This window comes from Pseudomonas sp. 2848 (assembly GCF_003253945.1).
In the GTDB taxonomy this organism is placed as follows: Bacteria; Pseudomonadota; Gammaproteobacteria; order Pseudomonadales; family Pseudomonadaceae; genus Aquipseudomonas.
In genome coordinates, this window is the sequence record NZ_QKZD01000009.1 from 142,806 (window position 1) to 164,728 (window position 21,923).

General features: G+C 63.2%; 27 protein-coding genes and 3 pseudogenes. 15 read left to right on the top strand and 15 right to left on the bottom strand.

All coding sequences use genetic code 11. The features are described from left to right. Window positions 1-4: 4 nt before the first annotated feature. The gene (locus DFS21_RS18780; protein WP_102681953.1) at window positions 5-616 is read left to right on the top strand and encodes a dTMP kinase; all 612 of its coding nucleotides are present in this window, start codon (window positions 5-7) and stop codon (window positions 614-616) included. Here DFS21_RS18780 and DFS21_RS18785 read toward each other — a convergent pair. Beyond that, window positions 613-1,179 (bottom strand): GNAT family N-acetyltransferase, encoded by a 567-nt coding sequence (locus DFS21_RS18785; RefSeq protein ID WP_111532832.1) that lies wholly within the window; start codon window positions 1,177-1,179, stop codon window positions 613-615. The genes DFS21_RS18780 and DFS21_RS18785 overlap by 4 nt on opposite strands. Window positions 1,180-1,335: 156 nt before the next feature. On the opposite strand from DFS21_RS18785, the gene DFS21_RS18790 reads away from it, so the two are divergent. Further along, window positions 1,336-2,190, top strand: coding sequence for a helix-turn-helix transcriptional regulator (locus DFS21_RS18790; RefSeq protein ID WP_102681955.1), 855 nt, complete (start codon window positions 1,336-1,338; stop codon window positions 2,188-2,190). A gap of 34 nt (window positions 2,191-2,224) precedes the next feature. On the opposite strand, the gene DFS21_RS18795 is transcribed toward DFS21_RS18790, so the two are convergent. After that, window positions 2,225-2,662, bottom strand: coding sequence for a GNAT family N-acetyltransferase (locus DFS21_RS18795; RefSeq protein ID WP_111532833.1), 438 nt, complete (start codon window positions 2,660-2,662; stop codon window positions 2,225-2,227). Window positions 2,663-2,799: 137 nt separating this feature from the next. Here DFS21_RS18795 and DFS21_RS18800 point away from each other — a divergent pair. Beyond that, window positions 2,800-3,062 (top strand): annotated as a pseudogene (locus DFS21_RS18800) (putative quinol monooxygenase). A 12-nt stretch (window positions 3,063-3,074) separates the two neighbouring features. On the opposite strand, the gene DFS21_RS18805 reads toward DFS21_RS18800, so the two are convergent. Next, window positions 3,075-3,845 (bottom strand): SDR family NAD(P)-dependent oxidoreductase, encoded by a 771-nt coding sequence (locus DFS21_RS18805; protein ID WP_111532834.1) that lies wholly within the window; start codon window positions 3,843-3,845, stop codon window positions 3,075-3,077. Between the two features lie 112 nt (window positions 3,846-3,957). Between DFS21_RS18805 and DFS21_RS18810 the strand changes: the two genes are divergently transcribed. The 5 genes and pseudogenes from DFS21_RS18810 to DFS21_RS27355 form a co-directional block, all read left to right on the top strand. Continuing rightward, window positions 3,958-4,497 carry a chalcone isomerase family protein gene (locus tag DFS21_RS18810; protein WP_110704332.1) on the top strand — a complete coding sequence of 180 codons (540 nt, stop codon included), beginning with the start codon at window positions 3,958-3,960 and terminating at the stop codon, window positions 4,495-4,497. A gap of 2 nt (window positions 4,498-4,499) precedes the next feature. Continuing rightward, window positions 4,500-5,036, top strand: a complete 537-nt coding sequence (locus DFS21_RS18815) for a DUF3833 domain-containing protein (RefSeq protein WP_111532835.1) — start codon at window positions 4,500-4,502, stop codon at window positions 5,034-5,036. After that, complete coding sequence (locus DFS21_RS18820; RefSeq protein WP_110704336.1) at window positions 5,033-5,338, top strand: DUF6482 family protein; 306 nt, start codon at window positions 5,033-5,035, stop codon at window positions 5,336-5,338. The genes DFS21_RS18815 and DFS21_RS18820 overlap by 4 nt, the downstream gene beginning before the upstream one ends. Before the next feature lie 8 nt (window positions 5,339-5,346). Beyond that, the gene (locus tag DFS21_RS18825; protein WP_111532886.1) at window positions 5,347-6,873 is read left to right on the top strand and encodes a cryptochrome/photolyase family protein; all 1,527 of its coding nucleotides are present in this window, start codon (window positions 5,347-5,349) and stop codon (window positions 6,871-6,873) included. Beyond that, a pseudogene (locus DFS21_RS27355) lies at window positions 6,870-7,049 on the top strand (DUF2256 domain-containing protein); the annotation flags it as partial. The gene DFS21_RS18825 and the pseudogene DFS21_RS27355, both read left to right, overlap by 4 nt. Here the strand turns inward: DFS21_RS27355 and DFS21_RS18835 are convergent. From DFS21_RS18835 to DFS21_RS18865, 7 genes are all read right to left on the bottom strand, one after another. Continuing rightward, a complete protein-coding gene (locus DFS21_RS18835; RefSeq protein ID WP_158539559.1) occupies window positions 6,990-7,478 on the bottom strand; it encodes a DUF2878 domain-containing protein in 489 nt (162 codons plus the stop codon). The pseudogene DFS21_RS27355 and the gene DFS21_RS18835 overlap by 60 nt on opposite strands. A 2-nt stretch (window positions 7,479-7,480) precedes the next feature. Next, window positions 7,481-8,740: a cyclopropane-fatty-acyl-phospholipid synthase family protein gene (locus tag DFS21_RS18840; protein ID WP_110704345.1), complete on the bottom strand. Its 1,260-nt coding sequence runs from the start codon at window positions 8,738-8,740 to the stop codon at window positions 7,481-7,483. Continuing rightward, window positions 8,715-9,524, bottom strand: a complete 810-nt coding sequence (locus tag DFS21_RS18845) for a DUF1365 domain-containing protein (protein ID WP_110704347.1) — start codon at window positions 9,522-9,524, stop codon at window positions 8,715-8,717. The genes DFS21_RS18840 and DFS21_RS18845 overlap by 26 nt, the downstream gene beginning before the upstream one ends. Continuing rightward, the gene (locus DFS21_RS18850) at window positions 9,521-10,768 is read right to left on the bottom strand and encodes an NAD(P)/FAD-dependent oxidoreductase (protein ID WP_110704349.1); all 1,248 of its coding nucleotides are present in this window, start codon (window positions 10,766-10,768) and stop codon (window positions 9,521-9,523) included. The genes DFS21_RS18845 and DFS21_RS18850 overlap by 4 nt, the downstream gene beginning before the upstream one ends. A gap of 6 nt (window positions 10,769-10,774) precedes the next feature. Further along, window positions 10,775-11,527: an SDR family oxidoreductase gene (locus DFS21_RS18855; RefSeq protein ID WP_110704351.1), complete on the bottom strand. Its 753-nt coding sequence runs from the start codon at window positions 11,525-11,527 to the stop codon at window positions 10,775-10,777. Then, window positions 11,524-11,946, bottom strand: a complete 423-nt coding sequence (locus DFS21_RS18860; protein ID WP_102681967.1) for a nuclear transport factor 2 family protein — start codon at window positions 11,944-11,946, stop codon at window positions 11,524-11,526. Before DFS21_RS18860 ends, DFS21_RS18855 begins: the two co-directional genes overlap by 4 nt. A gap of 104 nt (window positions 11,947-12,050) precedes the next feature. Continuing rightward, the gene (locus tag DFS21_RS18865; protein ID WP_111532837.1) at window positions 12,051-12,497 is read right to left on the bottom strand and encodes a PAS domain-containing protein; all 447 of its coding nucleotides are present in this window, start codon (window positions 12,495-12,497) and stop codon (window positions 12,051-12,053) included. 147 nt (window positions 12,498-12,644) lie between these two features. Between DFS21_RS18865 and DFS21_RS18870 the strand changes: the two genes are divergently transcribed. Next, window positions 12,645-13,526: a MerR family transcriptional regulator gene (locus DFS21_RS18870; RefSeq protein ID WP_111532838.1), complete on the top strand. Its 882-nt coding sequence runs from the start codon at window positions 12,645-12,647 to the stop codon at window positions 13,524-13,526. 124 nt (window positions 13,527-13,650) lie between these two features. Further along, entirely contained in the window at window positions 13,651-14,175 is a 525-nt protein-coding gene (locus DFS21_RS18875) for a hypothetical protein (protein ID WP_023630687.1), read from the top strand. Window positions 14,176-14,236: 61 nt separating this feature from the next. Here the strand turns inward: DFS21_RS18875 and DFS21_RS18880 are convergent, their stop codons facing one another. Together DFS21_RS18880 and DFS21_RS18885 are read right to left on the bottom strand one after the other, a co-directional pair. Then, window positions 14,237-14,776 (bottom strand): type 1 glutamine amidotransferase domain-containing protein, encoded by a 540-nt coding sequence (locus DFS21_RS18880; RefSeq protein ID WP_110704357.1) that lies wholly within the window; start codon window positions 14,774-14,776, stop codon window positions 14,237-14,239. 86 nt (window positions 14,777-14,862) lie between these two features. After that, window positions 14,863-16,650 (bottom strand): thiamine pyrophosphate-requiring protein, encoded by a 1,788-nt coding sequence (locus DFS21_RS18885; protein ID WP_111532839.1) that lies wholly within the window; start codon window positions 16,648-16,650, stop codon window positions 14,863-14,865. 145 nt (window positions 16,651-16,795) lie between these two features. Between DFS21_RS18885 and DFS21_RS18890 the strand changes: the two genes are divergently transcribed. Next, window positions 16,796-17,320, top strand: coding sequence for a cupin domain-containing protein (locus tag DFS21_RS18890; RefSeq protein WP_111532887.1), 525 nt, complete (start codon window positions 16,796-16,798; stop codon window positions 17,318-17,320). A gap of 17 nt (window positions 17,321-17,337) precedes the next feature. Here the strand turns inward: DFS21_RS18890 and DFS21_RS18895 are convergent, their stop codons facing one another. Further along, a complete protein-coding gene (locus tag DFS21_RS18895; RefSeq protein ID WP_111532840.1) occupies window positions 17,338-18,438 on the bottom strand; it encodes a mechanosensitive ion channel family protein in 1,101 nt (366 codons plus the stop codon). Window positions 18,439-18,700: 262 nt separating this feature from the next. Between DFS21_RS18895 and DFS21_RS18900 the strand changes: the two genes are divergently transcribed. Further along, window positions 18,701-18,922, top strand: coding sequence for a hypothetical protein (locus DFS21_RS18900; RefSeq protein ID WP_110704363.1), 222 nt, complete (start codon window positions 18,701-18,703; stop codon window positions 18,920-18,922). 243 nt (window positions 18,923-19,165) lie between these two features. On the opposite strand, the pseudogene DFS21_RS26990 reads toward DFS21_RS18900, so the two are convergent. Then, window positions 19,166-19,436, bottom strand: a pseudogene (locus DFS21_RS26990) (short chain dehydrogenase); the annotation flags it as partial. Between the two features lie 295 nt (window positions 19,437-19,731). Here DFS21_RS26990 and DFS21_RS18910 point away from each other — a divergent pair. Together DFS21_RS18910 and DFS21_RS18915 are read left to right on the top strand one after the other, a co-directional pair. Beyond that, entirely contained in the window at window positions 19,732-19,983 is a 252-nt protein-coding gene (locus tag DFS21_RS18910; protein ID WP_102681973.1) for a hypothetical protein, read from the top strand. Window positions 19,984-20,077: 94 nt separating this feature from the next. Then, on the top strand, window positions 20,078-20,458 hold the full coding sequence (locus tag DFS21_RS18915; protein WP_111532841.1) for a termination factor Rho: 381 nt from the start codon (window positions 20,078-20,080) through the stop codon (window positions 20,456-20,458). A gap of 87 nt (window positions 20,459-20,545) precedes the next feature. Here the strand turns inward: DFS21_RS18915 and DFS21_RS18920 are convergent, their stop codons facing one another. Next, a complete protein-coding gene (locus tag DFS21_RS18920) occupies window positions 20,546-20,764 on the bottom strand; it encodes a hypothetical protein (protein ID WP_050705559.1) in 219 nt (72 codons plus the stop codon). Between the two features lie 298 nt (window positions 20,765-21,062). On the opposite strand from DFS21_RS18920, the gene DFS21_RS18925 reads away from it, so the two are divergent. After that, the gene (locus DFS21_RS18925; RefSeq protein WP_110704367.1) at window positions 21,063-21,923 is read left to right on the top strand and encodes an RNA ligase family protein; all 861 of its coding nucleotides are present in this window, start codon (window positions 21,063-21,065) and stop codon (window positions 21,921-21,923) included.

Below are 21,923 nucleotides of genomic sequence, written 5' to 3' on the forward strand. Positions count from 1 at the left end.
AAGCATGAGTCGTTCGCTGTTCATTTCCTTGGATGGCCCCAAGGGCACCGGCAAGACCACGCTCCTGGAAGCCGTCACGCAAGCGCTGAGGGCGGAAAACAGGAAGGTGATCCGCATCAGCGAGAAGAACAGCGATCCCTACCGGGGCGAAACCATGGTCCTGGTCAACCAGTTCGTCAGGAAACCCTGCCGGGACCTGGAGATGAAGGTTTGTGAGCGCCTGGCGGACAGCCGTGCCTGGATTTCCCGGCACGTGCTGGCCAAGCAGCCGACGGACAGCATCATCCTGATCGATCGCTGGTACCCGTCCGATGCGGCGTTTCGCCGGCTGGTGCCGTTTGCCGAGATCCTGCGGTTGAACATCGAACGCAACGTGCGGGTGCCGGACTTGCATGTGGGCGTTGTCACCGACCCTGAGATTTCGTGGAGGAGGGCAGCGGCGCGGTCACGCGGCTTGAGCAGTACCGTGATGCACGCACTGGAAGAGCATGTCGCGTGCACCCAAGCGTTCGAGCAAGTGGTTGCCGATCAAGGGTGGGTTTTATGTCGTAACGAAGGAACGCTTGAAGAGGCAACGCAGGCGTTGGTATCAGAGATCCGTAGCCTGTTTGATTAACCTGCTCGAAAAGTGCCTTCTTTCGTATGATCGAGCCACTGCTCATAGGTAATGCGGCTGATGTGTTCTGTGCGGTAGTCCTGGAGGAACGGGTTGTACTTGTTCTCTTCAGTATGGTGATGGCGGAAACCACACTTCGACTGCGCGACAAAGGACTGACTGTTGTTGGCAAAGTAACCACACCACAGCGCTTTGAGCTTCAGGGTTTCGAAGGCGTGTCGCATCACTTCCCGCACAGCTTCGGGAATCAGGCCCTGGCCCCAGTACGGTACTCCGATCCAGTAGGCGATTTCGCCTTCCTGCGCACTGATTTCGAAGTTGCTATCGCCACCGATAAGGATACCGACGCATCCTACCGCACGGCGATTTTCCCTCAACTCGACAGCATAGACCTCAGGGTGATTGAAGACCGTGCGAATGATCTCGGCACTGTTTTCCACACTGGTGTGCCGGGGCCAACCGGCGATGGGACCGACTCGCTGGTCCTTGGCGAATTCGTACAGATCCGCAGCGTCGGTGTCTCGCCAAGGGCGCAGCAGCAGTCGGGTTGTTTCCAGGCTCATCTCATGTCCTCAGTTGGCTGATCAGGTGGGGAACAGGGTAGGGAGGAAGACAGGTTCGGTATACATCAGTACCTCGGTGATTTCGGTACTTTTCGAAACTAGATGGCCAATGGGTGATAAGATTCATCCCGTTTCAGGTCCTGGCATCTAGAGGCTATGCAGCATATTCCGCAACTTTTTACTGCTGACGACCCACCGCGCATGGGTGATACCACCCTGACCGAAGGGCTGGGAGTGCCACTCTCCTTCGGCCACACCTATCTGACGCTGCTGGTCTGCCTGTCCGGGAGCGCCCGCTTCACGCTCAACTTCAAGGAACATGTGGTCCGGCGCGGTGATGTGCTGCTGCTGGCCGAAGACACCATTGCCTTGCTCAAACGTCGCTCACGCGGATTCAAGGTGTTTTTTTGCCTGATGCCAAAGGGTTTCGCTGCGGAGGTCGCCTACCAACTGCCCAACCCCCTGTTCATCTTCTTGCATGAACATCCACATTGCGTCCCGGACAGTGACGACAGGCCGTTGATAGAAGGATGGCTGGCGCAGATGCGGGATATCGTGAAGTGCTGCCCGACTTACCGGCACGTCATGCTGCGCAACCAACTGCAGAATCTTTTCCTGAAAATTGCCGAGCAGCTTCCAGCTACATACAAAGGCAGCAGGGCGTTCAGCCGCAAGGAAATGCTCAGTTGGCAATTTTGGGACTTGATCGGCAAGCACTGCACCAGGCACCGGGATGTGAAGTTCTATGCCGACGCGCTGAGCATCACGCCGTTCTACCTGTCACAGCTGACCAAAGCGTTTTTCAACGACACCGCCAAAGGCCTGATAGATCGCCAGGTGACCCAGGAAATCAAGGCGCTGCTTTCCTACAGCAATCTGGCGATCGGCCAGATCGCCGACGAGCTGAACTTTGTCGATGCCTCCTACCTGTGCCGCTACTTCAAGCGGCAAACCGGTGTTTCGCTTTCTCGCTATCGCCTCCAAGGGCAGCAGGAAGCGGGGCAGGCTTGAACCGCTTTTCGATAAACAAAGGCGTCTCGGTAGATTAAAGCCTGATGAGCGCCAGCATGTCTTCGCCGTCTGGGGCCATGCCGACCTCTTCGAAGCCAAAGCTGGAATAAAATCTTTTCGCCACGGGATTACCAGGGTTGTAGCAGATTTCAATTTCTTCCAGGCCAGGGGCTCGCTTGATTTCTTGAAGTGCCAGGCCTAGTGCTATCCTGCCGATGGATTTTTGTTGGTGCTTCTTGTCAACCATAAACCGCCAGATGGATATTTTATGGGGTGACGCCTGAACCCACATGAAAAAGCCAACAGGCTCATCGTTGGCGTAAATGGCCCGTACGGAGTATTCAGGGTTGTACGCAGCCTCCACCAGTGACCAGGTATTGCTGGCCACATAGTCTTCTTGCTCGTCTGTGACTTCCAATTCGCAAACGGCTTCATAGTTGTGCTTTGTTATTGTGGCGAGTGATATTTTCACAAAGGCTCTCTGGATCTCAATGGTTTCGAGGGTACTGAAGTACTGCTAACTTCCCGATTAGAGTATTGGAGGTTAACTGGCCGCTACCCTCAAGAACTTGTTTGTAAAAGATTGTCCGGTCCGGATATACCGCTGCCATACGCAAGGCCAAGCCAGGCCAGCCGCCGGCACTTTAAAGAGGCCTGGCGAACCGACCCGGGCCGAGGACGGCAACCGAAACTACATGTTGTTCGAGCGCAACAATTAGCCCGGGACGTTTTACATGCGTGAAGCGTTCGACCCTCGACAGGCGCTGGACAGCCACCTGGCCACCGAACACTTTCTTCGTTTTGCCGAGCAGGCTGACGCGTTGTTGGTGGAGCCGTTGCAACTGATCTTCCTTGACCCGCTCCACCGCTGACAAGCCTGCGAGTCACCAGGGAATTGGCCTGCCGTCCCAGGCCCAGAAGGTACCGGTCTGTGATGGTCCATGCCGGCCGATGAGTTCGAGGATGCAACGGGCGGCAAACGCTGGCGAGAACAGTTTGTCGATTGGAACATTGCCCTGGAAGGGTCGCGAGAGCTGGGTGTCGGTGGTCCCGGGGTGCAGGGCAAGGACTGTTGAAGCGGGATTGAGCCGCTTGAGTTCGATGCTGGCCGTGCGCAACAGCTGGTTGAGCGCGGCCTTGCTGGCCCGATAGCTGTACCAGCCGCCAAGGTGGTTGTCGCTGATCGAGCCGACCCGGGCGGACAGCGCGGCGAAGGTGGCCGGTTGCTGGCGCAGCCATGGCAGCAGGTGCTTGAGCAGCAGGAGAGGGGCAAAGCAGTTGCTGACGAAGCTGGCCTGCAACCCTGCCATGTCCAGTTGCGCCAGCGACTTTTCGGCGCGTGCCGGAGGCTGGTGGAGCACGCCGAGGGTACTGATGACCAGGTTCAACTGCGCACAGCTGGCCTGGACCTGCACCGCCAGTGCTTGCAACGCCTGTTCATCCCGAGCATCGCAGTCGATGCGCATCAACCTGCGGCCATGGATCAGGGCCAGAGCATCGAGCGGCGTGCTGCAATTTGCCTGGCGCGACACGGCGATTAGCAGGCCCACGTCTTCGCGTGCCAGCAGTTGTTCGCACAGGGCAAGGCCGATGCCTTGGCTGGCGCCGCAGACCAGCACGTTTGCGGGACTGTGGAGGTTGGTGATGAGGCTCATTCGAGGTGCTCCCCAGGCATGAATCGAGCTGCCATAATTTCTATACAGAATTGGAATTTATCTGTACAAAAATCTAATCTTGTACAGAATTTGTTTTCTGTACAGGTTTATCATGACCTTCGCTCTACGATTAGCCTGCTTCTGTCTGCTGTTGACCTCGCTCGCCTCGATCGGCGCGGATTGGCGAGCCACGCTGCCGGCGGCTCAACGGCTGGGTGAAGGCGAGTTCACCTGGTTCGGCCTGCGCCTGTACAGCGCCCGCTTGTGGGCAGAAGGCCCGCTGCTGGACTGGGGCCGACCGTTCGCCCTGGAGCTTGCTTACCACCGGTCGTTGTCCCGGGACACCCTGGTCAAGGCCAGCATTGAGGAGATGCGTCGCCTTGGCGCCGGCAGCGTCACGGCGCAACAACTCGACGCCTGGACCGGGGAAATGCAGGCGGCGTTCGTGGATGTGCGTCCCGGTATGCGCATCACGGGGGTGTACCTCCCGCAAGCAGGTTGCCGCTTCTACGTCGATGGCCGACTGCGCCGTGAAGTGGCCGATGCGGCCTTTGCCAAGGCCTTCTTCGCCATCTGGCTGGATCCGCGCGCCCGGGATCCACAACTGCGCCAGCGCCTGCTCGGCCTGGCCGGCAACGATCGAGGACCCTGAACATGTACAAAGCATTGTTGTTGGTAGGGTGCCTGCTGCTGGGCAGCTGTGGCAATGTCGGCGTCGAGCACTATGCCGACGAGCAACCCAAGCTGGACCTGGCGGCCTTCTTTTCGCGTCCGGTGCAGGCTTGGGGCATGTTCCAGAAGCGTTCCGGCGAGGTAGTGAAGCGTTTCCACGTGCGTATCGACAGCCGCCGCGATGGCGAGCGGTTGATCCTCGACGAGCAGTTTCTCTACAGCGACGGTACCCGACAGCGGCGCACCTGGACGCTGGTGCCCGATGGCCCTGGTCGCTGGCGTGGCACCGCCGGCGACGTGATCGGCGAGGCCCGTGGCGAAGTGGCTGGCAATGCGCTGCGCTGGCGTTACCAGCTGGACCTGCCAGTAGACGGGCGGCACTGGCAGGTAGACCTGGACGACTGGATGTACCTGATGGACGACGACACCCTGATCAACCGCTCGCGCATGAGCAAGCTGGGTGTGGAGATCGGCCAGATCACCCTGTTCTTCCGCCGCCTGCCGGAGGGCACGCGATGAATCTCAATACACTCTTCGAGCAGGTCGGCGCCGGCAAGGTCCGGGCGCTGGAGCTGCTGTCGCTGGAAGGCGGTTTCTACCTGCTGCGGGCCATGGCCGACGCAGGGCCGGTCACGCTGAGCGACGATCACGGGCAGGCCGTTCGCTTTCGCTCCATCACGCAGTTGCGTCAGGTACTGGCCGGGCTGCCGCCGGTGCCGTGCATGCTGGTCCAGCACGTGGTACACGATGAAATGTGCGGGCAAGGCGACGGCCCCGTCGCGCCGCTGCGGGTGCCGGTGACGCTGGACGAGCAGTGGTAGCCTCGGCGATGCGCCTGGGCCTGGTGCTGGGCGACCAGCTGTCGTTCGAATTGGCGAGTCTCGCCGCGCTGGACCCTGCCCGCGATGCGATCCTGATGGCCGAAGTGGAGGGCGAGGCACGCTACGTGCCGCATCATCCGCAGAAGATCGTGCTTATCTTCAGCGCCATGCGTCATTTCGCCCAGGCGCTGAGGGCGCGTGGCTGGCATGTGCACTACGTCAAACTGGACGCCGACGGCAACAGTGCCAGCATTGCCGGCGAACTGCGTCGCTGGCAGCAGGCCCTGGGCGCCAGCGAGATCCACCTGACCGAGTGCGGTGAGTGGCGCCTGGAACAGACGCTACGGGAGGCTGGGCTACCGTTGGTGTGGCACCGCGACACCCGTTTCCTGTGCTCGCGAGAGGCTTTCGCACGCTGGGCCCAGGGCCGCACCCAGCTGCGCATGGAGCATTTCTACCGCGGCATGCGCAAGCGTTGCGGCCTGCTCCTGGAGCCCGACGGCAGCCCGGCGGGGGGCGCATGGAATTTCGATGACGAAAATCGCAAGCCGTTGGCGCGAGGTCTGCGAGGCCCGTTTCCGGCGCATTTCGAACAGGATGCCATCACCCGTGGCGTGGTGGCCTTGGTTCGCCAGCGTTTCAGCGACCATTACGGCGAACTGGATGGTTTCGACTATCCCGTGACTCATGCCGAGGCTCAACAGCTATGGCGTCATTTTCTCGATTTCGGCCTGGCGGCGTTTGGCGACTATCAGGACGCCATGGCTGAAGGCGAGCCCTACCTGTTCCATGCGCGCATCAGCGCGGCGCTGAACATCGGGCTGCTGGACGTGCGCTGCCTGTGCGAGGACGTGGAAGACGCCTGGCGCCAGGGCCGGGTGCCGCTCAACGCCGCAGAGGGCTTCATTCGCCAGTTGATTGGCTGGCGCGAGTATGTGCGCGGTATCTACTGGCTGCGCATGCCCGAATACGCCGGGCTCAACCGCCTGGGCAACACTCGCGACCTGCCGGACTTTTACTGGACCGGGCAGACGCGCATGCGCTGCATGGCGCAGGCCATCGGACAGACCTTGCGCCTCGGTTACGCGCATCACATCCAGCGGCTGATGGTCACCGGCAACTTCGCCCTGCTGGCCGGAATCGTGCCCGCCGCGATCTGCCAATGGTACCTGGCCGTGTACATCGACGCGTTCGACTGGGTAGAACTGCCCAACACCCTGGGCATGGTGATGCACGCCGATGGCGGTTACCTGGGTTCCAAGCCCTATTGCGCCAGTGGTCGCTACACTCAGCGTATGTCCGATCACTGCAAGGCCTGCAGCTTCAGGGTGGACAAGGCGGTCGGTGAAGACGCTTGCCCATTCAATGCGTTGTACTGGCATTTTCTCATTCGCCACCGCGCCCAGCTTTCAGGCAATCCTCGTCTGGCCTTGGTGTATCGCAGCCTGGACGGCATGGCGCCTGCCCGTCGCGAGGGCGTGTGGCAACGCGGCCAGGCGCTGCTGGCGCGGCTCGATGCCGGCCAGGACCTATGAAGAAGCAGCATCTTCCAAGCAAGGTATGCGCGGCATGCGGCCGGCCTTTCACCTGGCGCAAGCGCTGGGCGCGGTGCTGGGCGCAGGTGCGCTACTGTTCTGAACGCTGCCGCCGCTCAGCGCCGCGCGGCGAGGCGCACCAGCAAGGGCAGGGCCAGGGCCCAGACCGGCACCAGCAGCAAGCCCGTGACCACGGGTCCCAGGGGCAAGGCGACATCGGCCAGCCCGGCACCGCTCAGGTACGCCAACGGGCCACCCAGCGCGCCGACTGACGCACCGCGCCAAAACGGCCAACCCGCCCAGGCCAGGCTGTGGCGCAAGCCGCTGGCCAGCACCAGCCACAGCAGCGCCAGCCACAATGGCAGTGGCCATGCCTCGAAACGAAAAAACCCAATTGCCCCCAGCAGACCGTCCAGCATGCAACCGGCCAAGGTCACGCGTAACAGTGCGCCGACTTCGGTGCTGCGGGCCGGGCACAGTTTAAGGTGCACGGCCAGCCCCAGCGGCACCAGGAGCAATAGCCAGGGAACCTTGGCGCCCAGCACGCAGGCCCACCAGCCCACCTGCAGCCATAGCGCATTGGCGATCAGCCAGGCGCGGGGCATCGTCATTGCCCGGGCAACGGCGCCCGCCGCGCCAGGGGCGCCGCCCACAGCAGCTGGGCCACGCCGATGGCCCGTTCCTCGAAGCCGCCTTGGCAGTAGCACAGGTAGAACTCCCACAGGCGCTGAAAGGTCTCGTCGTAGCCCAGTGCCGCCAATGTGCCGCGCGCCTGGCGCAGGTTGTCGCGCCAATGCCCCAGGGTGAGTGCGTAGTCGACGCCGAAATCCTCCAGGTGCACGAGGTTGAGCGCGGTGCGACGGCTGGCGGTGTCCAGCAGCACGCTCAGCGAGGGCAGGGCGCCGCCGGGGAAGATGTAGCGCTGGATGAAATCCACCGAGCGCCGCGCCTGGGCGTAGCGCTGGTCACGGATGGTGATGGCCTGCAGCAACATCAGCCCGTCGGGCTTGAGCAGTGACGCGCACTGACGGAAGTACACCGGCAAGTACCGGTGGCCTACCGCTTCGATCATCTCGATGGAGACCAGTTTGTCGAAAGTCCCCGTCAAGTCGCGGTAGTCGTCGCACAACACGGTCACCCGCTGCTCCAGCCCAAGGTCCTTCACCCGTTGCAGGGTATAGGTGTACTGCGCGTGCGACAGGGTCGTGGTGGTCACCCGGCAGCCGTGGCGGGTGGCGGCGTGGATCGCCAGGCTGCCCCAGCCGCAGCCGATTTCCAGCAGGTGATCCTGCGGGCTCAGCTCGAGCTTCTGGCAGATGCGCTCCAACTTGCGCCGCTGAGCCTGCTCCAGGGATTGTGCGGGGTGCTCGAACTGCGCGGCCGAATACATCATGGTCGGGTCCAGCAGTTGCTCGAACAGGGTATTGCCCAGGTCGTAATGGGCCAGGATGTTGCGACGGGCGCCTTGGCGGTTGTTGCGGTTGAGCCGGTGCAGCAGCCGCAGGGCAGGGCGGCCGAGGCGTGCCAGGCCGCCCTCGAGGGCGTCGAGCACATCGAGGTTGGCCACGAACAGGCGGGTGACCAACGCCAGGTCCGGGCTGCGCCAGTAACCATGGATATAGGCTTCGCCCGCGCCGATCGAGCCATTGCCGGCGATCAGGCTCCAGGCGGTGTCGTCGAGTATCTCTACCTCGGCCTGCAGCGCGCTGCCGGGGTCGCCGAACGTCCACTGGCGACCATGGCAGAGTAGGCGCAGATGGCCATGACGCAGCTTGCCCAGCTGGGCGAGCACGGCCTTGCGCGCCAAGCCGCCGAGCAGTGGCGCCAGGCCCGCGGACTTGCTAACGCTCAGGGTCGGATTGGACATGATCGGGGTCCTCGCAGGAGTGGCCGAGTGCCAGGTTGCCCCGGCTGGCGGTGTGGTCGTGGATGGGCGTGCGCTTGATGAACAGGCGCAGGGCTTGCCAGTAGATGGCCGAGACGGTGCGCAGGCTGATCCAGGGGAAGGCCAGGATGTAGTCGCGCACAGCCTTGCGGTCCAGCGGGCGGCGCTTCAGGGCCAGGTCGGCCTCGAACACTTTCTGGCTGCCTTGCCAGTTCTCCATGTGGATGCGCATCCGTGCCTGGTCCAGGTGAAAGCGCACCCGATAGTCCATGTTCAAGGGCATGAACGGCGACACATGAAAGCGCTTGGCCATGGCGAAGGTTTTCGTCGGGTCGCCTTGCACCGGCAGCACATAGTGGAAACGCTGACGCCACGGGGTGTTGCGCACCTCCAGCAGGATCGCCGCCAGGTGCCCGTCGCGGTCATGGCAGAAATAGAAGCTCACCGGATTGAACGACAGCCCCCAGCAACGCAGCTGGGTCAGCAGGCACACTGGCCCGTCGGGCATTTGCCCCGTGGCTTGGCTCACCAGCAGTCGTGCGGCCTGGGCCAGGGGCTGACCTTGGCGGGTGAGGCTCGGCAGGTAGTCGGTTTCCCGCCAGCACAGCGGGGCCAGGCGCCAGCGCCCCAGCCAGCGCGACAGGGCCATCAGCCAGGCTTGTTCGTCCAGGTCCAGGTAGAACAGGCCGATCCGGTAACGGAAGGCATGGGGCCGCGGACTCAGGCGCCGATGACTGAGCCAGCCTAGGTACAGGCCACTGTTCACAGCTGCTCTCCGAAGTGCCTGGCCACCTGCAACGCACTGACCACGCCATCCTCGTGGAAGCCGTTGCCCCAGTAGGCGCCGCAGAAATAGCTGTGCTGTTGGCCTTGCAGTTGTGTTTGCCGGGCCTGAGCGGCAGATGCCGCCAGGCTGTACTGCGGGTGGGCATAGCTGAAGCGGGCGAGGATCTGCGCGGGGTCGATCAGCGCGGTCTGATTCAGGCTGACGCAGAAGGTCGTCGGTGCCTGGATGCCCTGCAGGATGTTCATGTTGTAAGTCACTGCGGCCGGCGCCAGCTCGGGGCCGCCCAGGCGGTAGTTCCAGCTGGCCCAGGCGTTGCGGCGGCGCGGCAGCAGGCGGGTGTCGGTGTGCAGCACCACGTCGTTGTCGGCATAGCCGATGGCACCCAGCACGGCACGCTCGTGCACGCTCGGCGCCTCCAGCAGCGCCAGGGCCTGGTCGCTGTGGCAGGCGAATACCACGTTGTCGAAGCGCTCGGTGCCGGCGTCGCTGACCAGGGTGACACCGCCTTCGTCGCGGCCGACCCGGTGCACCTTGCAGTCAAGGCGGATGCGTTCGGCGAAGGGGCGGCACAGCGGGGCGACATAACTGCGCGAGCCGCCCGCCACGACACGCCACTGCGGGCGCTGGTTCACCGACAGCAAACCGTGGTTGCGACAGAAGCGCACGAAGAACGCCAGCGGGAAGCCGAGCATATCGGCACGGGACATGGACCAGATGGCCGAGCCCATGGGCACGATGTAATGCTCGATGAAACGCTGGCCGTAACCGCGTTCATGAAGATAAGCGCCCAAGGTGGTGGTGGCGTCGATACGCTGGTGCTCGAGGTCGGCGAGAGCCTGCCGGTTGAAGCGCAGGATATCGCGCAGCATGCCCCAGAAGCCCGGCGACAGCAGGTTGCGGCGCTGGGCAAACAACGTGTTCAGGTCGTGCCCGTTGTATTCCAGACCGCAGAGTGGATCATGCACGGAGAAACTCATCTGCGTCGGCTGCGAAGCGACTCCGAGCTGTTCAAGCAAACGGATGAAATGGGGATAGGTCCAGTCGTTGAAGACGATGAACCCCGTGTCGATGGCATGGCGCTCACCGCGCCACAGCACGTCGACAGTGTGGGTGTGGCCACCGACCCAGCCGGCGGCTTCGAATACCGTTACTTCGTGTTTGCGCGACAGCAGGTAGGCGCAGGTCAGGCCCGCAATACCGCTGCCGATGATGGCTATGCGCATGGTTGCTCAGTCCGTTTCTTGACGTGCCAGGCGCCGGCCCAATGCCAGGCGCGCCCGCGCCGGCAGCGCTCCGAGCAGGCGCAATCCCCAGGTGAACAGGCGCGGGAAGTTTATTTCCAGGGGGCGACGCGGCAGCCGTCTGGCGATGTGCTGGGCGGCGCGCTGGGCCGACCACAGCTGCGGCATCGGGAAATCGTTGCGCCGGGTCAGTGGCGTGTCGACGAAGCCTGGATTGACCAGCGTGACGTCGATGCCGGCTTGCGCCAGATCGATGCGCTGCGACTCCACCAGGTAGCGCACGGCGGCCTTGGACGCGCCATAGGCACCGGCCCGGGGCAAGGCCAGCCAGGTCACCGAGCTGCCCATCACCACCAGGTGAGGACGTGCGCCGGCCCGCAGCAGGGGCAGGGCGGCCGCCAGGCAATGGCTGAGGCTCAGCAGGTTGGTGCGCATCACGCGCTCGACCAGCGCCGGATCGAACCGGCCGGGCTCCAGGTATTCGCAGGTCCCGGCGTTGAAAATTGCCAGGTCCAGTGCGCCCCAGGCCTGGCGAATGCGGGCTGCTATCTGCGTGACCTGCTCCGGATCGTCCAGATCACCGTTGGCCAGCAGCACCTGCCCGGGAAAGCGCTCGGCAAAAGGCACCAGTTGCTCGATCCGGCGACCGCCCAGGGCTACCTGATGGCCTTGCTCCAGCAGGCACTGCGCGAGCGCCGCACCGATGCCGCTGCTGGCACCGGTCAACCAGCAGCGGCTCATGCCAACCGCCCCTTGAGCCAGCGTATCGCCCCGCCCATCAGCGGAATATGCTCGTAGAGCAGGGCGCCTGCGTCGAAGAAATCCTGGTGGAAATGCACCCGATCATGCCATTGCAGGTAGCTGCAGCCTTGCAGGGAAACCGGGCGACCGCCGGCCAGCCGGGGGTGACGAAACTGCAGGGTCCAACGCAGGTACCCTTGCCCGGTCTTCACCTCGTCGACACCAGAGAAGACATAACGGATGTCATGGGCGTTGGCGTACAGCTGGGCGAAATAGGCCCGCAGGTCGCTCAGCCCATCAATCTGATGCAGCGGGTCTCGGAAAGTGACGTTCTCGCTGTACAGGTTTTCCAGCGCTTCGAGATGCTCTCCATCGAGCTGGGCGAAGCGCTCGGCGAAATTCTGCAGGTACGTTGACATGCTCGGCTCCGGGAAATCCTGTACAACCCGGTATTTTTGTACAGGTATAAACGAAGCCTACGTTTAAATCTGTACAAGTCAACGTTCTTGTACAGATATTTTGCTCAGAGACCGGCCGCCGCCAGTTGGCAACGCAGGTCGGCGACCTCGGCTTCCAGCTCGCGCACCCGCTCCTCGGCGGCGATCTGCGCCGAGACATCGTGTTGAATGCCGATGTAGTAAGTCAGCTGGTCCGCCTCGTTACGCACCGGGGTGATGGACAATTCGTTCCAGAACAGGCTGCCGTCCTGGCGATAGTTGCGCAGTACCTGGCGGCAGGGCTGGCCCTTGCGGATCGCCTCGCGGATCGCGGCGATGCCCGGCTGTTGCCGATCCTGGCCCTGAAGAAAGCGGCAGTCCTGGTAGAGAATATCGTCCGCGCAGTAGCCGGTGAGGCGCTCGAAGGCAGGATTGGCGTAGATCAGGATGCTTTCTGGGCCCTCCTGCTCGGCGACGACGATGCCATCGTTGGAGTGCTCGACCATCAGTTGCAGGAGTTTTGCGTTGATCATTGGGGACACCCATGGAAAGCCTAAGCGGTATGGCGGGCGCAACGGTACAAAGCGCCGGCGCGATTCGCTACATAATGGCCTACCTGAGCTCGCCGCAGAAAGAGCGTATGGGTTTAGAATGTGCCATCTTTCCGACGATCCCTCCTGATGACCGAAGCCATCTCACCCGATTTATTGCCCATGCGCGACGTGGTCAGCCTGACCGGCATCAATCCGGTGACCTTGCGCGCCTGGGAGCGCCGCCACGGGCTGATCCGCCCGCAGCGCACCGACGGTGGCCATCGCCTGTACACGCCCGGCGACGTGCAGCGCATCCGCGACATCCTGCACTGGACTGCCAACGGCCTGCCGATCAGCAAGGTCGGCGAAATGCTCGCCGCCCAGCGCCAGGCGCCCGTGCAGCAGGACTCGGCCTTCCACGACTGGCGCGCCACTGTGAAACGGGCGGCGATGGCATTCGATGCACGGGCGCTGGAAGGTGTCCATGGCCAGCTGTTCACGCTCCTGCCCAAGGCTACCGTGCTGCGTGAGGTGCTGCTGCCGGTGTGGCAGGAGATGGTGGCAGGCAGGGCCTTCGGGGAACGCAGCCAATGGTTGTTTCTCGACACCTTCCTGCGCGCCCGCCTGCTGCTGCGCCTGCAGATGAACCAGGCCGATGCGCCAAGGGTGCTGCTGGCCGGTACCGAGGGGCATGCCGAACTACCGTTGCTGTGTACCGGCCTGCTGCTGAGCGCCGAGCAACAGCGCGTCGACGTGCTCGGCTGCGGACAGCCGTTGGAGGAACTTCCGCTGGTGTGCGCGGCAACCCTGCCGGCAGCGCTGGTGATCGCGGTGCAAGGGCCGGTGAACGCCGGCCTGGCCAGGCGGCTGCGCGCATTGCAGATGGAGATTGCCTGCCCGATGGCCCTGACCGGGGTGGCGGGTTCGCAAGCGGTGTTGCAGGGGATTCCGCTGCGTGTGCTGGACGAGCAGGGGGATGATGTGGCGGGGATGCTCAACGCCTTGCTCAGGGGCGCCCTGGATCTCTGAAAGCAGGGCGGCGGTGCCGATTCGGTCAACGCCAAACAGAATTGAATTTTGCCCTGCATGTGCGGTTCTACCACAGCGAGCTCCTCGATTCTTCTTGCCCGGAGCCTGACCGCAGGAGAACCGAGTGCCTAGAATCATCACCCCATCGACCCCCGAACACGAAATCACCGAACATAACGCCAGGATGTTCGGCTCGCCCAAGGAGCGCCTGGACTTCTACCGGCGTGAGATCCAGTACGAAACCAGCATCCTGGCCAACCGCACGGACGCCTATCTGGCAGCCCAGTCGTTTCTGGTCATCGCGTTCGTCTCATCCATGGGCAACCTCAATCAAGGGTGGGGCGAGATGTTCACCCTGATCGTGCCCGCGTTCCTTGCCCTGCTCGGGGTACTGAGTTCGCTCAATGCCTGGCCAGGCATTCGCGCGGCTTACAACATCATCGATCACTGGCAACTCAAGCAGAGCCACTTGCTGCGCAGCGAGCCTTTGATGGGGCTGGCCTACGACGAGTCCCCCCTGTTCTGCGAGGCCGAAACCTCACGTGCGGGGCATCGCAAGTCATTGCTCTTTTCACTGCGTACCCCGTGGATCTTCCTGGTGTTCTGGGTGCTGCTGGGTAGTTATTCGGTGTATATCCAGCTGGCGTGAACAACCCAAAGCATGGCCCCGGCTCGATGCAGGCGTGGGACGAGGGGGCCATGCGCCAATGTCAGCGGCCCAGCGCTGCGATCAACTGCTCGTTGAAGGCCGGGATATCGTCCGGTTGGCGACTGGTGATCAGGTTGCCGTCCACCACCACCGGTTCATCGACCCAGGTGCCGCCGGCGTTGCGGATGTCATCCTGCAACGTCTTGTAGCTGGTCATCCGCTTGCCCTTGGCCAGGCCGGTTGAGACCAGCAACCACCCACCGTGGCAGATAACCGCCAGCGGCTTGCCCGCAGCATCATGGCTTTTCACCAGTTTCTGCGCGCCGGGTATCAGCCGGATGGTGTCGGAGTTCTGCACGCCGCCAGGCAACACGAGGGCATCGTACAAATCGAGTTGGGCAGCCTCGAATGTTGCATCCACGGCAAATTCGTCGGCGGGCTTGTCGTGATTCCAGCCGCGCACAGACCCTTCTTTTTCGCTCAGGATGTCGACCACCGCGCCATGCTTTTCCAGGGCGTTACGAGGGCCAGTCAACTCCACCTGTTCGAACCCGTCGGTGACCAGAAAGGCCACGCGCTTGCCGTTCAGTTGTGCACTCATCGTCGTGTCTCCTTTTTTGATAGGTCTGAAAGGGCAGGCCTCGGGCCTGCGGCGAAGTTCCAACGGATTGCCGTAAGGCCGGAACATCAATGCTTGCCAGGCAGAATCGTCCCCAGCACCTGCTTGGCCGTCTGCACGATCACCCCAACCTCGTCAGGGTCGCCCTTGAGCAGGGTGCTGGCGAATTTCTTCGCCTGCTCCAGCTTGATGTGCGGCGGTAGCGGGGGCACGTTGGGGTCGGTCTTGAATTCGATCAGCACCGGACGGTCAGCGGCCAGGGCCCGTTCCCAGGCGCTGGCGACTTCGTCCTCGCGCTCGACGAAGATGCCCTGCAGCCCGATGGAAATGGCAAACAGGTGGTAGGGCACGTCGGGTATGGACTGGGAGGCCTCGAACTTCGGGTCACCTTCCATGACACGTTGCTCCCAGGTGACCTGGTTGAGATCCTCGTTGTTGAACACCGCGCAGATCCACTTGGGGTTTTCCCATTGCTGCCAGTACTTGGCCACGGTAATCAGCTCGGCCAGGTTGTTCATCTGCATGGCACCGTCGCCCACCAGGGCAATCACCGGGCGTTGCGGGTAGGCGAACTTGGCGGCGATCGCATAGGGCACGGCGGCGCCCATGCACGCCAGGCCACCGGACAACGAACACTGCATGCCTTGGCGGATCATCAGGTCACGCGCGAACCAGTTGGCGCAGGAACCGGAGTCGCTGGTGACGATGGCCGTATCCGGCAGGCGCGGGGAAAGTTCGTGCACCACCCGCTGCGGGTTGATCGGGTCGGCCTTGGCCAGGGCGCGTTTTTCCAGGGTCTTGTCCCAGCGCGCGCGCCAGCCTTCGATCTTCTTGCGCCAGCGCCTGTCGGGCTTGTGTTCGAGCAATGGCAGCAGCGCCTGCAGGGTTTCGCCGGCGTCACCGACCAGGTTCACCTCCATCGGGTAGCGCAGGCCGAGCATGTCGGGCTGCAGGTCGATCTGCACGCCGCGGGCCTGGCCTTCCTTGGGCAGGAACTCGGAATAGGGAAAGCCGGATCCGATCATCAGCAAGGTGTCGCATTCAGTCATCAGCTTGTAGCTGGGCTCGGTGCCAAGCAGGCCGATGGAACCGGTGACCCAGGGCAGGGTGTCCGGCAGCACGGCCTTGCCCAGCAGCGCCTTGGCCACGCCCGCCCCAAGCTTTTCGGCCACCGCCTCCACCTGTTCGCTCGCCTGCAGGGCGCCGGCACCGACCAGGATGGCCACCTTGCGCCCGGCATTGAGTACGTCGGCGGCCTGCTGCAGGTCAGCCGTGTAGGGCAGTACCCTCGGCTTGCTGTAGCCGACGCCGGAGTGTACGGTGCCATGGGCCCTGGCAGGCGCTTCATAGGGCAGGTCCTGCAGGTCATTGGGCAGGATGATCGCGGTTACCCGGCGCTCGCCCACGGCCGTGCGCACCGCGCGGTCGAGCAGGTGGCGTACCTGGGCAGGGGTGGACGCCTGCTGCACGAACGCCCCGGCCACATCCTTGAACATCGACAGCAAGTCCAGCTCCTGCTGATAGTGCCCGCCCAGCGCCGCCCGTGCCTGCTGGCCGACAATGGCCAGCACCGGCTGGTGGTCCATGCGCGCATCGTACAGCCCGGTGAGCAGGTGCGAGGCACCGGGGCCCGAGGTGGCGATACATACGCCCAGCTCACCGGTGAACTTGGCGTGGGCGCTGGCCATGAACGCGGCCATTTCCTCATGGCGGGCCTGAATGAACGCGATCTTGCCGTTGGCCCGGTTCAACGCGCCGAACACACCGTTGATGCCGTCGCCCGGGTAACCGTAGATACGCCGCACGCCCCACTGGTACAAACGCTCGACCAAGAAGTCACCTACCGTCGTTGTCATCGTCGTGTCCCTGTCAGTGATGGATAGGGTCTGGACGGGGCCGCGAAGGGGAAAGTTTCACTGGATGTACCTGGTCGCCCGGCAGGAACCTCGACGCTGGCAGCGGATTCTCAAGGGTATCGCCCAACCTCATCGCGAGGCCCTCATGCTTGCCCTCGACAGCACCACCCAGCCGCAGAAGACGCTGCATTTCGCCGATGACGGCGCGACGCCGAACAGCCGCTTCGCCGTGTTGCTCTACCGCCTGCGCCTTGCACCGGCCGAGGACAACGCCGGCGCCTTCGAGGCGTTGTTCGCCGCTCACCAATGGACGCCGTTGTGGCGCGACGGCATTTTCTACTACCAGCATTTCCACCCCAATGCCCATGAGGTGCTGGGGGTGGCCTGCGGGCAGGCGCGGGTAACACTGGGCGGCGAGGGCGGGCAGACGTTGACCGTGAAAGCAGGCAATGTCCTGGTCCTGCCGGCCGGCACCGGCCATTGCTGTGTCGAGCACAGCGAGGACTTCCTGGTGGTGGGGGCTTATCCGCTTGGGCAGGAGAAGTACGATATTCAGCGGCCCGAGGACGGCGCGCACGACCAGGCGCTGGCGCGCATCGCCGCCGTGCCCCGGCCAGCGCAAGATCCGGTGACCGGCGCACGAGGCGCCCTGATGACGCTATGGCGCTGATCACCGGCCAAAGGCGTTCAGGCCTCTTTGAAGCGCAGCATGTCTTCCTGGGGTAAAGCGGTGACCTTGATCGCCCGCACCGGCACGGCAAACTTGGCGCCGATCCTGGAGAAACGCTCCAGCAGGTGGAAATTGATGGCCTGCTGGATATCCATGTACAGGTTGTAGCCGGGGTCCTTGACGATATACACGCACTCGAATTCCAGCGCCTCCTTGCCGAAGCCACGCAGGTGCGCGCGGTCGAAGCGCGCCTGGCCCTGCGCCTTGATCGCTTCCTCGATGATGACAGGAGCCTTTTTCACCGCATCGGTGGGGGTGTCATAGGACAAACCGAACTCGAAGACGATGCGTCGCTCCTGCAAGCGCTTGTAGTTCTGGATGGTGCTGCTGATCATGCTGGCATTGGCCATGACGATCTGCTCGCCACCCAGGCTGCGGATCCGCGTCGTCTTCAGCCCGACATGCTCTACCGTGCCGGCCAGGGGGCCGACGACGATGAAGTCGCCCACCTCGAAGGGCTTGTCCACGGCGATCGACAGCGAGGCGAACAGGTCGCCGAGGATGTTCTGCACCGCCAGCGCCACGGCGATGCCACCCACGCCAAGGCTGGCGACGAAGGCAGTGATGTTCACCCCCAGGTTGGACAGCATGGCCAGCACCACCACCGACCACAGCAGTACCCGCGCGCCCCAGGCCGAAAGGGTGGCCAGCGCGCTGCCTTGGTTCAGCCCCTCGTTGCCGTGCCGGGCGAAATAGCGGCGCAGGCCCAGGGCGATGGCGCGGTTGGCCCATAGACCGATCTGCATCGCCGCCACCACGAACCACAGGCTGCCCACCCGGGCCAGCCAGCGCTCAGGCAGGTCGAGCATACCCAGGCCCACCAGCAGGGAGGCGAGCAACAGCAGGGCATTGCTGGTGCCGCCGAGCACCTTGGCCAGCACCTGGCTGAACGCGCCGTCGTGTTCGGACCAGCGGCGCACCCGCCGCTGCACGAAGCTGATCGCCGCCCGCGCCGCGACAAAGGTCAGGGTGGCGACACCCAACGCCAGCAGCAGGTTGAGGATGGAGATACCGAATAGCGTGGTATCGGTGAACAGTTCAATGATGCGGTCATTCATGAGTGGCTCGCCTCCTGGTTGCCCTCGGGGATGTGCAGCGTCCTTTCATGGGACGTCGAGGTGCGGCCAGAGGTCGATCGGATTTTCACGGCTGGGTTTATGGAACGTCTTGACCCTGCCAGCGCTCCACCGCGTTACAGCAGCTGCCATTCGTCCGACACTTGCGACTTGGCCTGAACGCCCGGGGGGTAAAGCGCCCTTATTCAAGTCGAACACGCGCTGTTTACCTTCCAATAAAAATTTTGCCCGAGGCCTTTGTAAAATGGTGACCACCCCGACCGATCTGGAAGTGGCAATGGAAATCGGCATCAGCGAAACCGAGGTCAAGCGCTATCGGGGCGATACCTTCCTGTTGGGTGACGGCGCATGGCTTGTCCACTTCGGATACACCATGCCCAAGGAATTGCGTGCGCGCCTGACCGGCAGCTTTACGCTGATCTTCAAGCCTCACATGGCAGTGAGTGACAGACGCAGACCAGGGTAGGGCGCACGTGTGCCTGGTCCGCCTACTGGCGCTTGCGTTCAAGTGCCGCCAGCACCCAGCCCGCCACGAATCCCAGGGCCAAGGCGGTTGCCAGGATGGCTGCGGGGTGGCGTTGCAGGCGCTCGACACCCGCCAGCAGACGCCGCCCCTGCACCGCTGCGAAGGCTGGGGCTTCAGGTGTCGATGGCCGCTGCCCGGGCTGTTCGACTTCACCGGCCCCCTCGTCAGGGGGCCAATGCTTGAGGCGCGACACTGCCAGGGGAGTGCCGTCCGCCAGGGTCAATACCAGGTCCTTGATCTCGCCGGCGATGCGGTTCGCGAACACCGGCTCGCCCGTGGCATCTAGGTTGTCATAGATGAATCGCCGCCCCTCCAGCCACCCCACGGCGGTCAGCAGTTCCGGCCCCAGGTAGTACTTGCCGTCGAGGAAGAAGCCGGTGAACGGATGCACTCGCTCGAGGTTGTCCACGGCATAGCGTTCTCCCGGCTTCATGCCGGTGGCGGGATCGATCATGGCTGCACCCTCCGTGTGGCTGTAGCGCGAAAAACACGGCCGTCCTTATCCAGGTCGACCGGACCCGGAAGCCTATCGATACGGACATCGCGGGTACCGCGACAGATCAAAGCTCTCATGGGTTGGATCTCCTGCGCACTGTGGTGACGGGTCTATGCAGGGGAATCCAGGGAGCGCGGTAAAGTTCAGGCGCAGATCACCAGTGGCATTGCGTTGTGGTGACCATCCAGGCGGCTGGACGGAACCTCGTACGGCGCGCAGCCATCTTCCGTAAAAGAAAGCAGGGCGGCCCGCGATGAATGCCTTCAGCGACCCGATGACCCCGGCGCAATGCCGGCTGGCAGCAGTCAACCGCTGGTTCGACACCTACGACAACCACGCCCTGCGTCGGCATTGTCCAAGCACCTACCACGACGAACTGTTGCGCCAGGCCGATGAGATGGATCGGCAGCGATTGATCGACTGGACCGAGTGGCGCGACCTGCGCCGGCTTGCCGATCGTGCGTTCGTGAAGGCGGTGGCAGGTGCGGACTATCACGTTGAATAGAACCTGCTGTGGCCGACCATTCGTCCTGTCGATCGCACTTCGGGCGTGGCAATCATTTCAACCGTTCAGCCAAACTCACTCAGGAGTGAACGACATGCCCCGTGGAGACAAAGGCAAGTACACCGAGAAACAGAAGCGCAAGGCCGAACACATCGAGCAAAGCTACGAGCACAAGGGCCTGTCCAAGGACGAGGCCGAGGCTCGCGCCTGGGCTACCGTCAACAAGCAGTCCGGCGGCGGTGACAAGGCCGGTGGGTCGGGCAGCAAGACATCGCCGAGCGAAAAGAAGACAGCACGCGCCGATTCGGCCAAGCGGGCGGCGCAAACGCGTCAGGGCCAGGCGCGTGAGTCAGGTGCGTCGCTGGGTACGCAAACCAAGGAAAGCCTCATGAAAGAGGCGCGAAGCAAAGATATCAAGGGGCGTTCGAGCATGACCAAGGCGCAACTGGTCGAGGCACTGCGCAATAAAGGCTGAGGCGGTACTGATCGGCCGATAACGGTTCCAGGCTTGGAGGAGGGCGGCCATGCGCTGCGAGGCGAGGTGCCTAGCCGCCCGGATGCTTCAGTCCTTGCTGGCGTTGAGCTTGCGCAGCTCTTCGTAAGTGGCGGACTGGACGAACCAGAAGCCGGAGACGATGCACCATCCGAGGCTGCCGGCCACGAAGACACCCAGGGCTGGCAGGAATCCGCCGGTGAACAGGGTGATGAGCGCGAACAGCCAGATAACGGCCAGGGAGATGTAGAGAACGATGTTGTTGACGCTGATGACGAAGTCTTTCACGAAGCGTATTCCTTGCGGGATATCAAAAAATTGCCCCTCCAGGGGCGCGCAGATGCTATCACATTGCTGCTATTGAGGGCTTGACCCGCGACTGATACCTGCTGTTGAATATGCGCCCTCGAATCCCCGCAACCTTTCCCCAAAGTGGTGAAGCCAGTGCCCTGCGCCATCAAACACGCCTGATACCGACGACGGTCCATCGTGCCTGATGGCTGCCCGTGCCTGCGCGCGGCGGCGCTTCACTCTCGTACCTGCCTGATCCTGTCGTCGGTTTTTCCCTGTTTCCAAGGAGAAACCCATGACTATGGATTTTCGTGCCGACGCACATTCCCTCGAACTGCTCAAATACCCCCGCACAGCGCATCTGCAAGGCTCGCGTCTGCAGGACGGCGACAGCGATACCGGCCAGGTGGCCTATGGCTCGTTGGTTGGCCAATGGCTGGTGGTGGAAGAGAAACTCGACGGCGCCAACGCCGGCATCAGCTTTACCAACGGCGGTGAGCTACGCCTGCAATCGCGTGGCCATTACCTCAGCGGCGGAGGCCGCGAGCGCCAGTTCAACCTGTTCAAGCAATGGGCCGTGGCCCACGAGCACTGGTTGCTGGAGCGTCTTGAAGACCGCTTCGTGCTGTATGGCGAGTGGCTGCACAAGAAGCACTCGGTGTTCTACGACCACCTGCCGCATTTCTTCTGCGAGTTCGACGTGTGGGACCGCGCCACAGGCCAGTTCCTGTCCACCGCGGCGCGCCGACATCTGCTCGCGGACGGCCCGGTGCTGTCGGTACCGGTGCTGTACGAAGGCCCGGCACCGCGCCGCTACGCCGAGCTGATGGCATTGCTCGGCGACTCGCTGGCCAAGACCGCGCGCTGGCGCGATGTGTTCGAGCAGGTGGTACGCCGCGAAGGCCTCGACCTGGCCCGCGCCTGGCGCCAATGCGACCGCTCGAGCCGCATGGAGGGGCTGTACCTGAAGCTCGAAGACGAGCGCCAGACCCTGGGCCGGCTCAAGTGGGTGCGCCAGGACTTTGTCCAGGCCATCCTCGACGCCGACCAGCACCATGCCAACCAACCGTTCATACCCAATCAACTGGCCGCAGGCGTCGATCTCTACGCACCGCGCCTGTCCCTGGACTGGCACGGCGAACGCCGCGGCTACTGA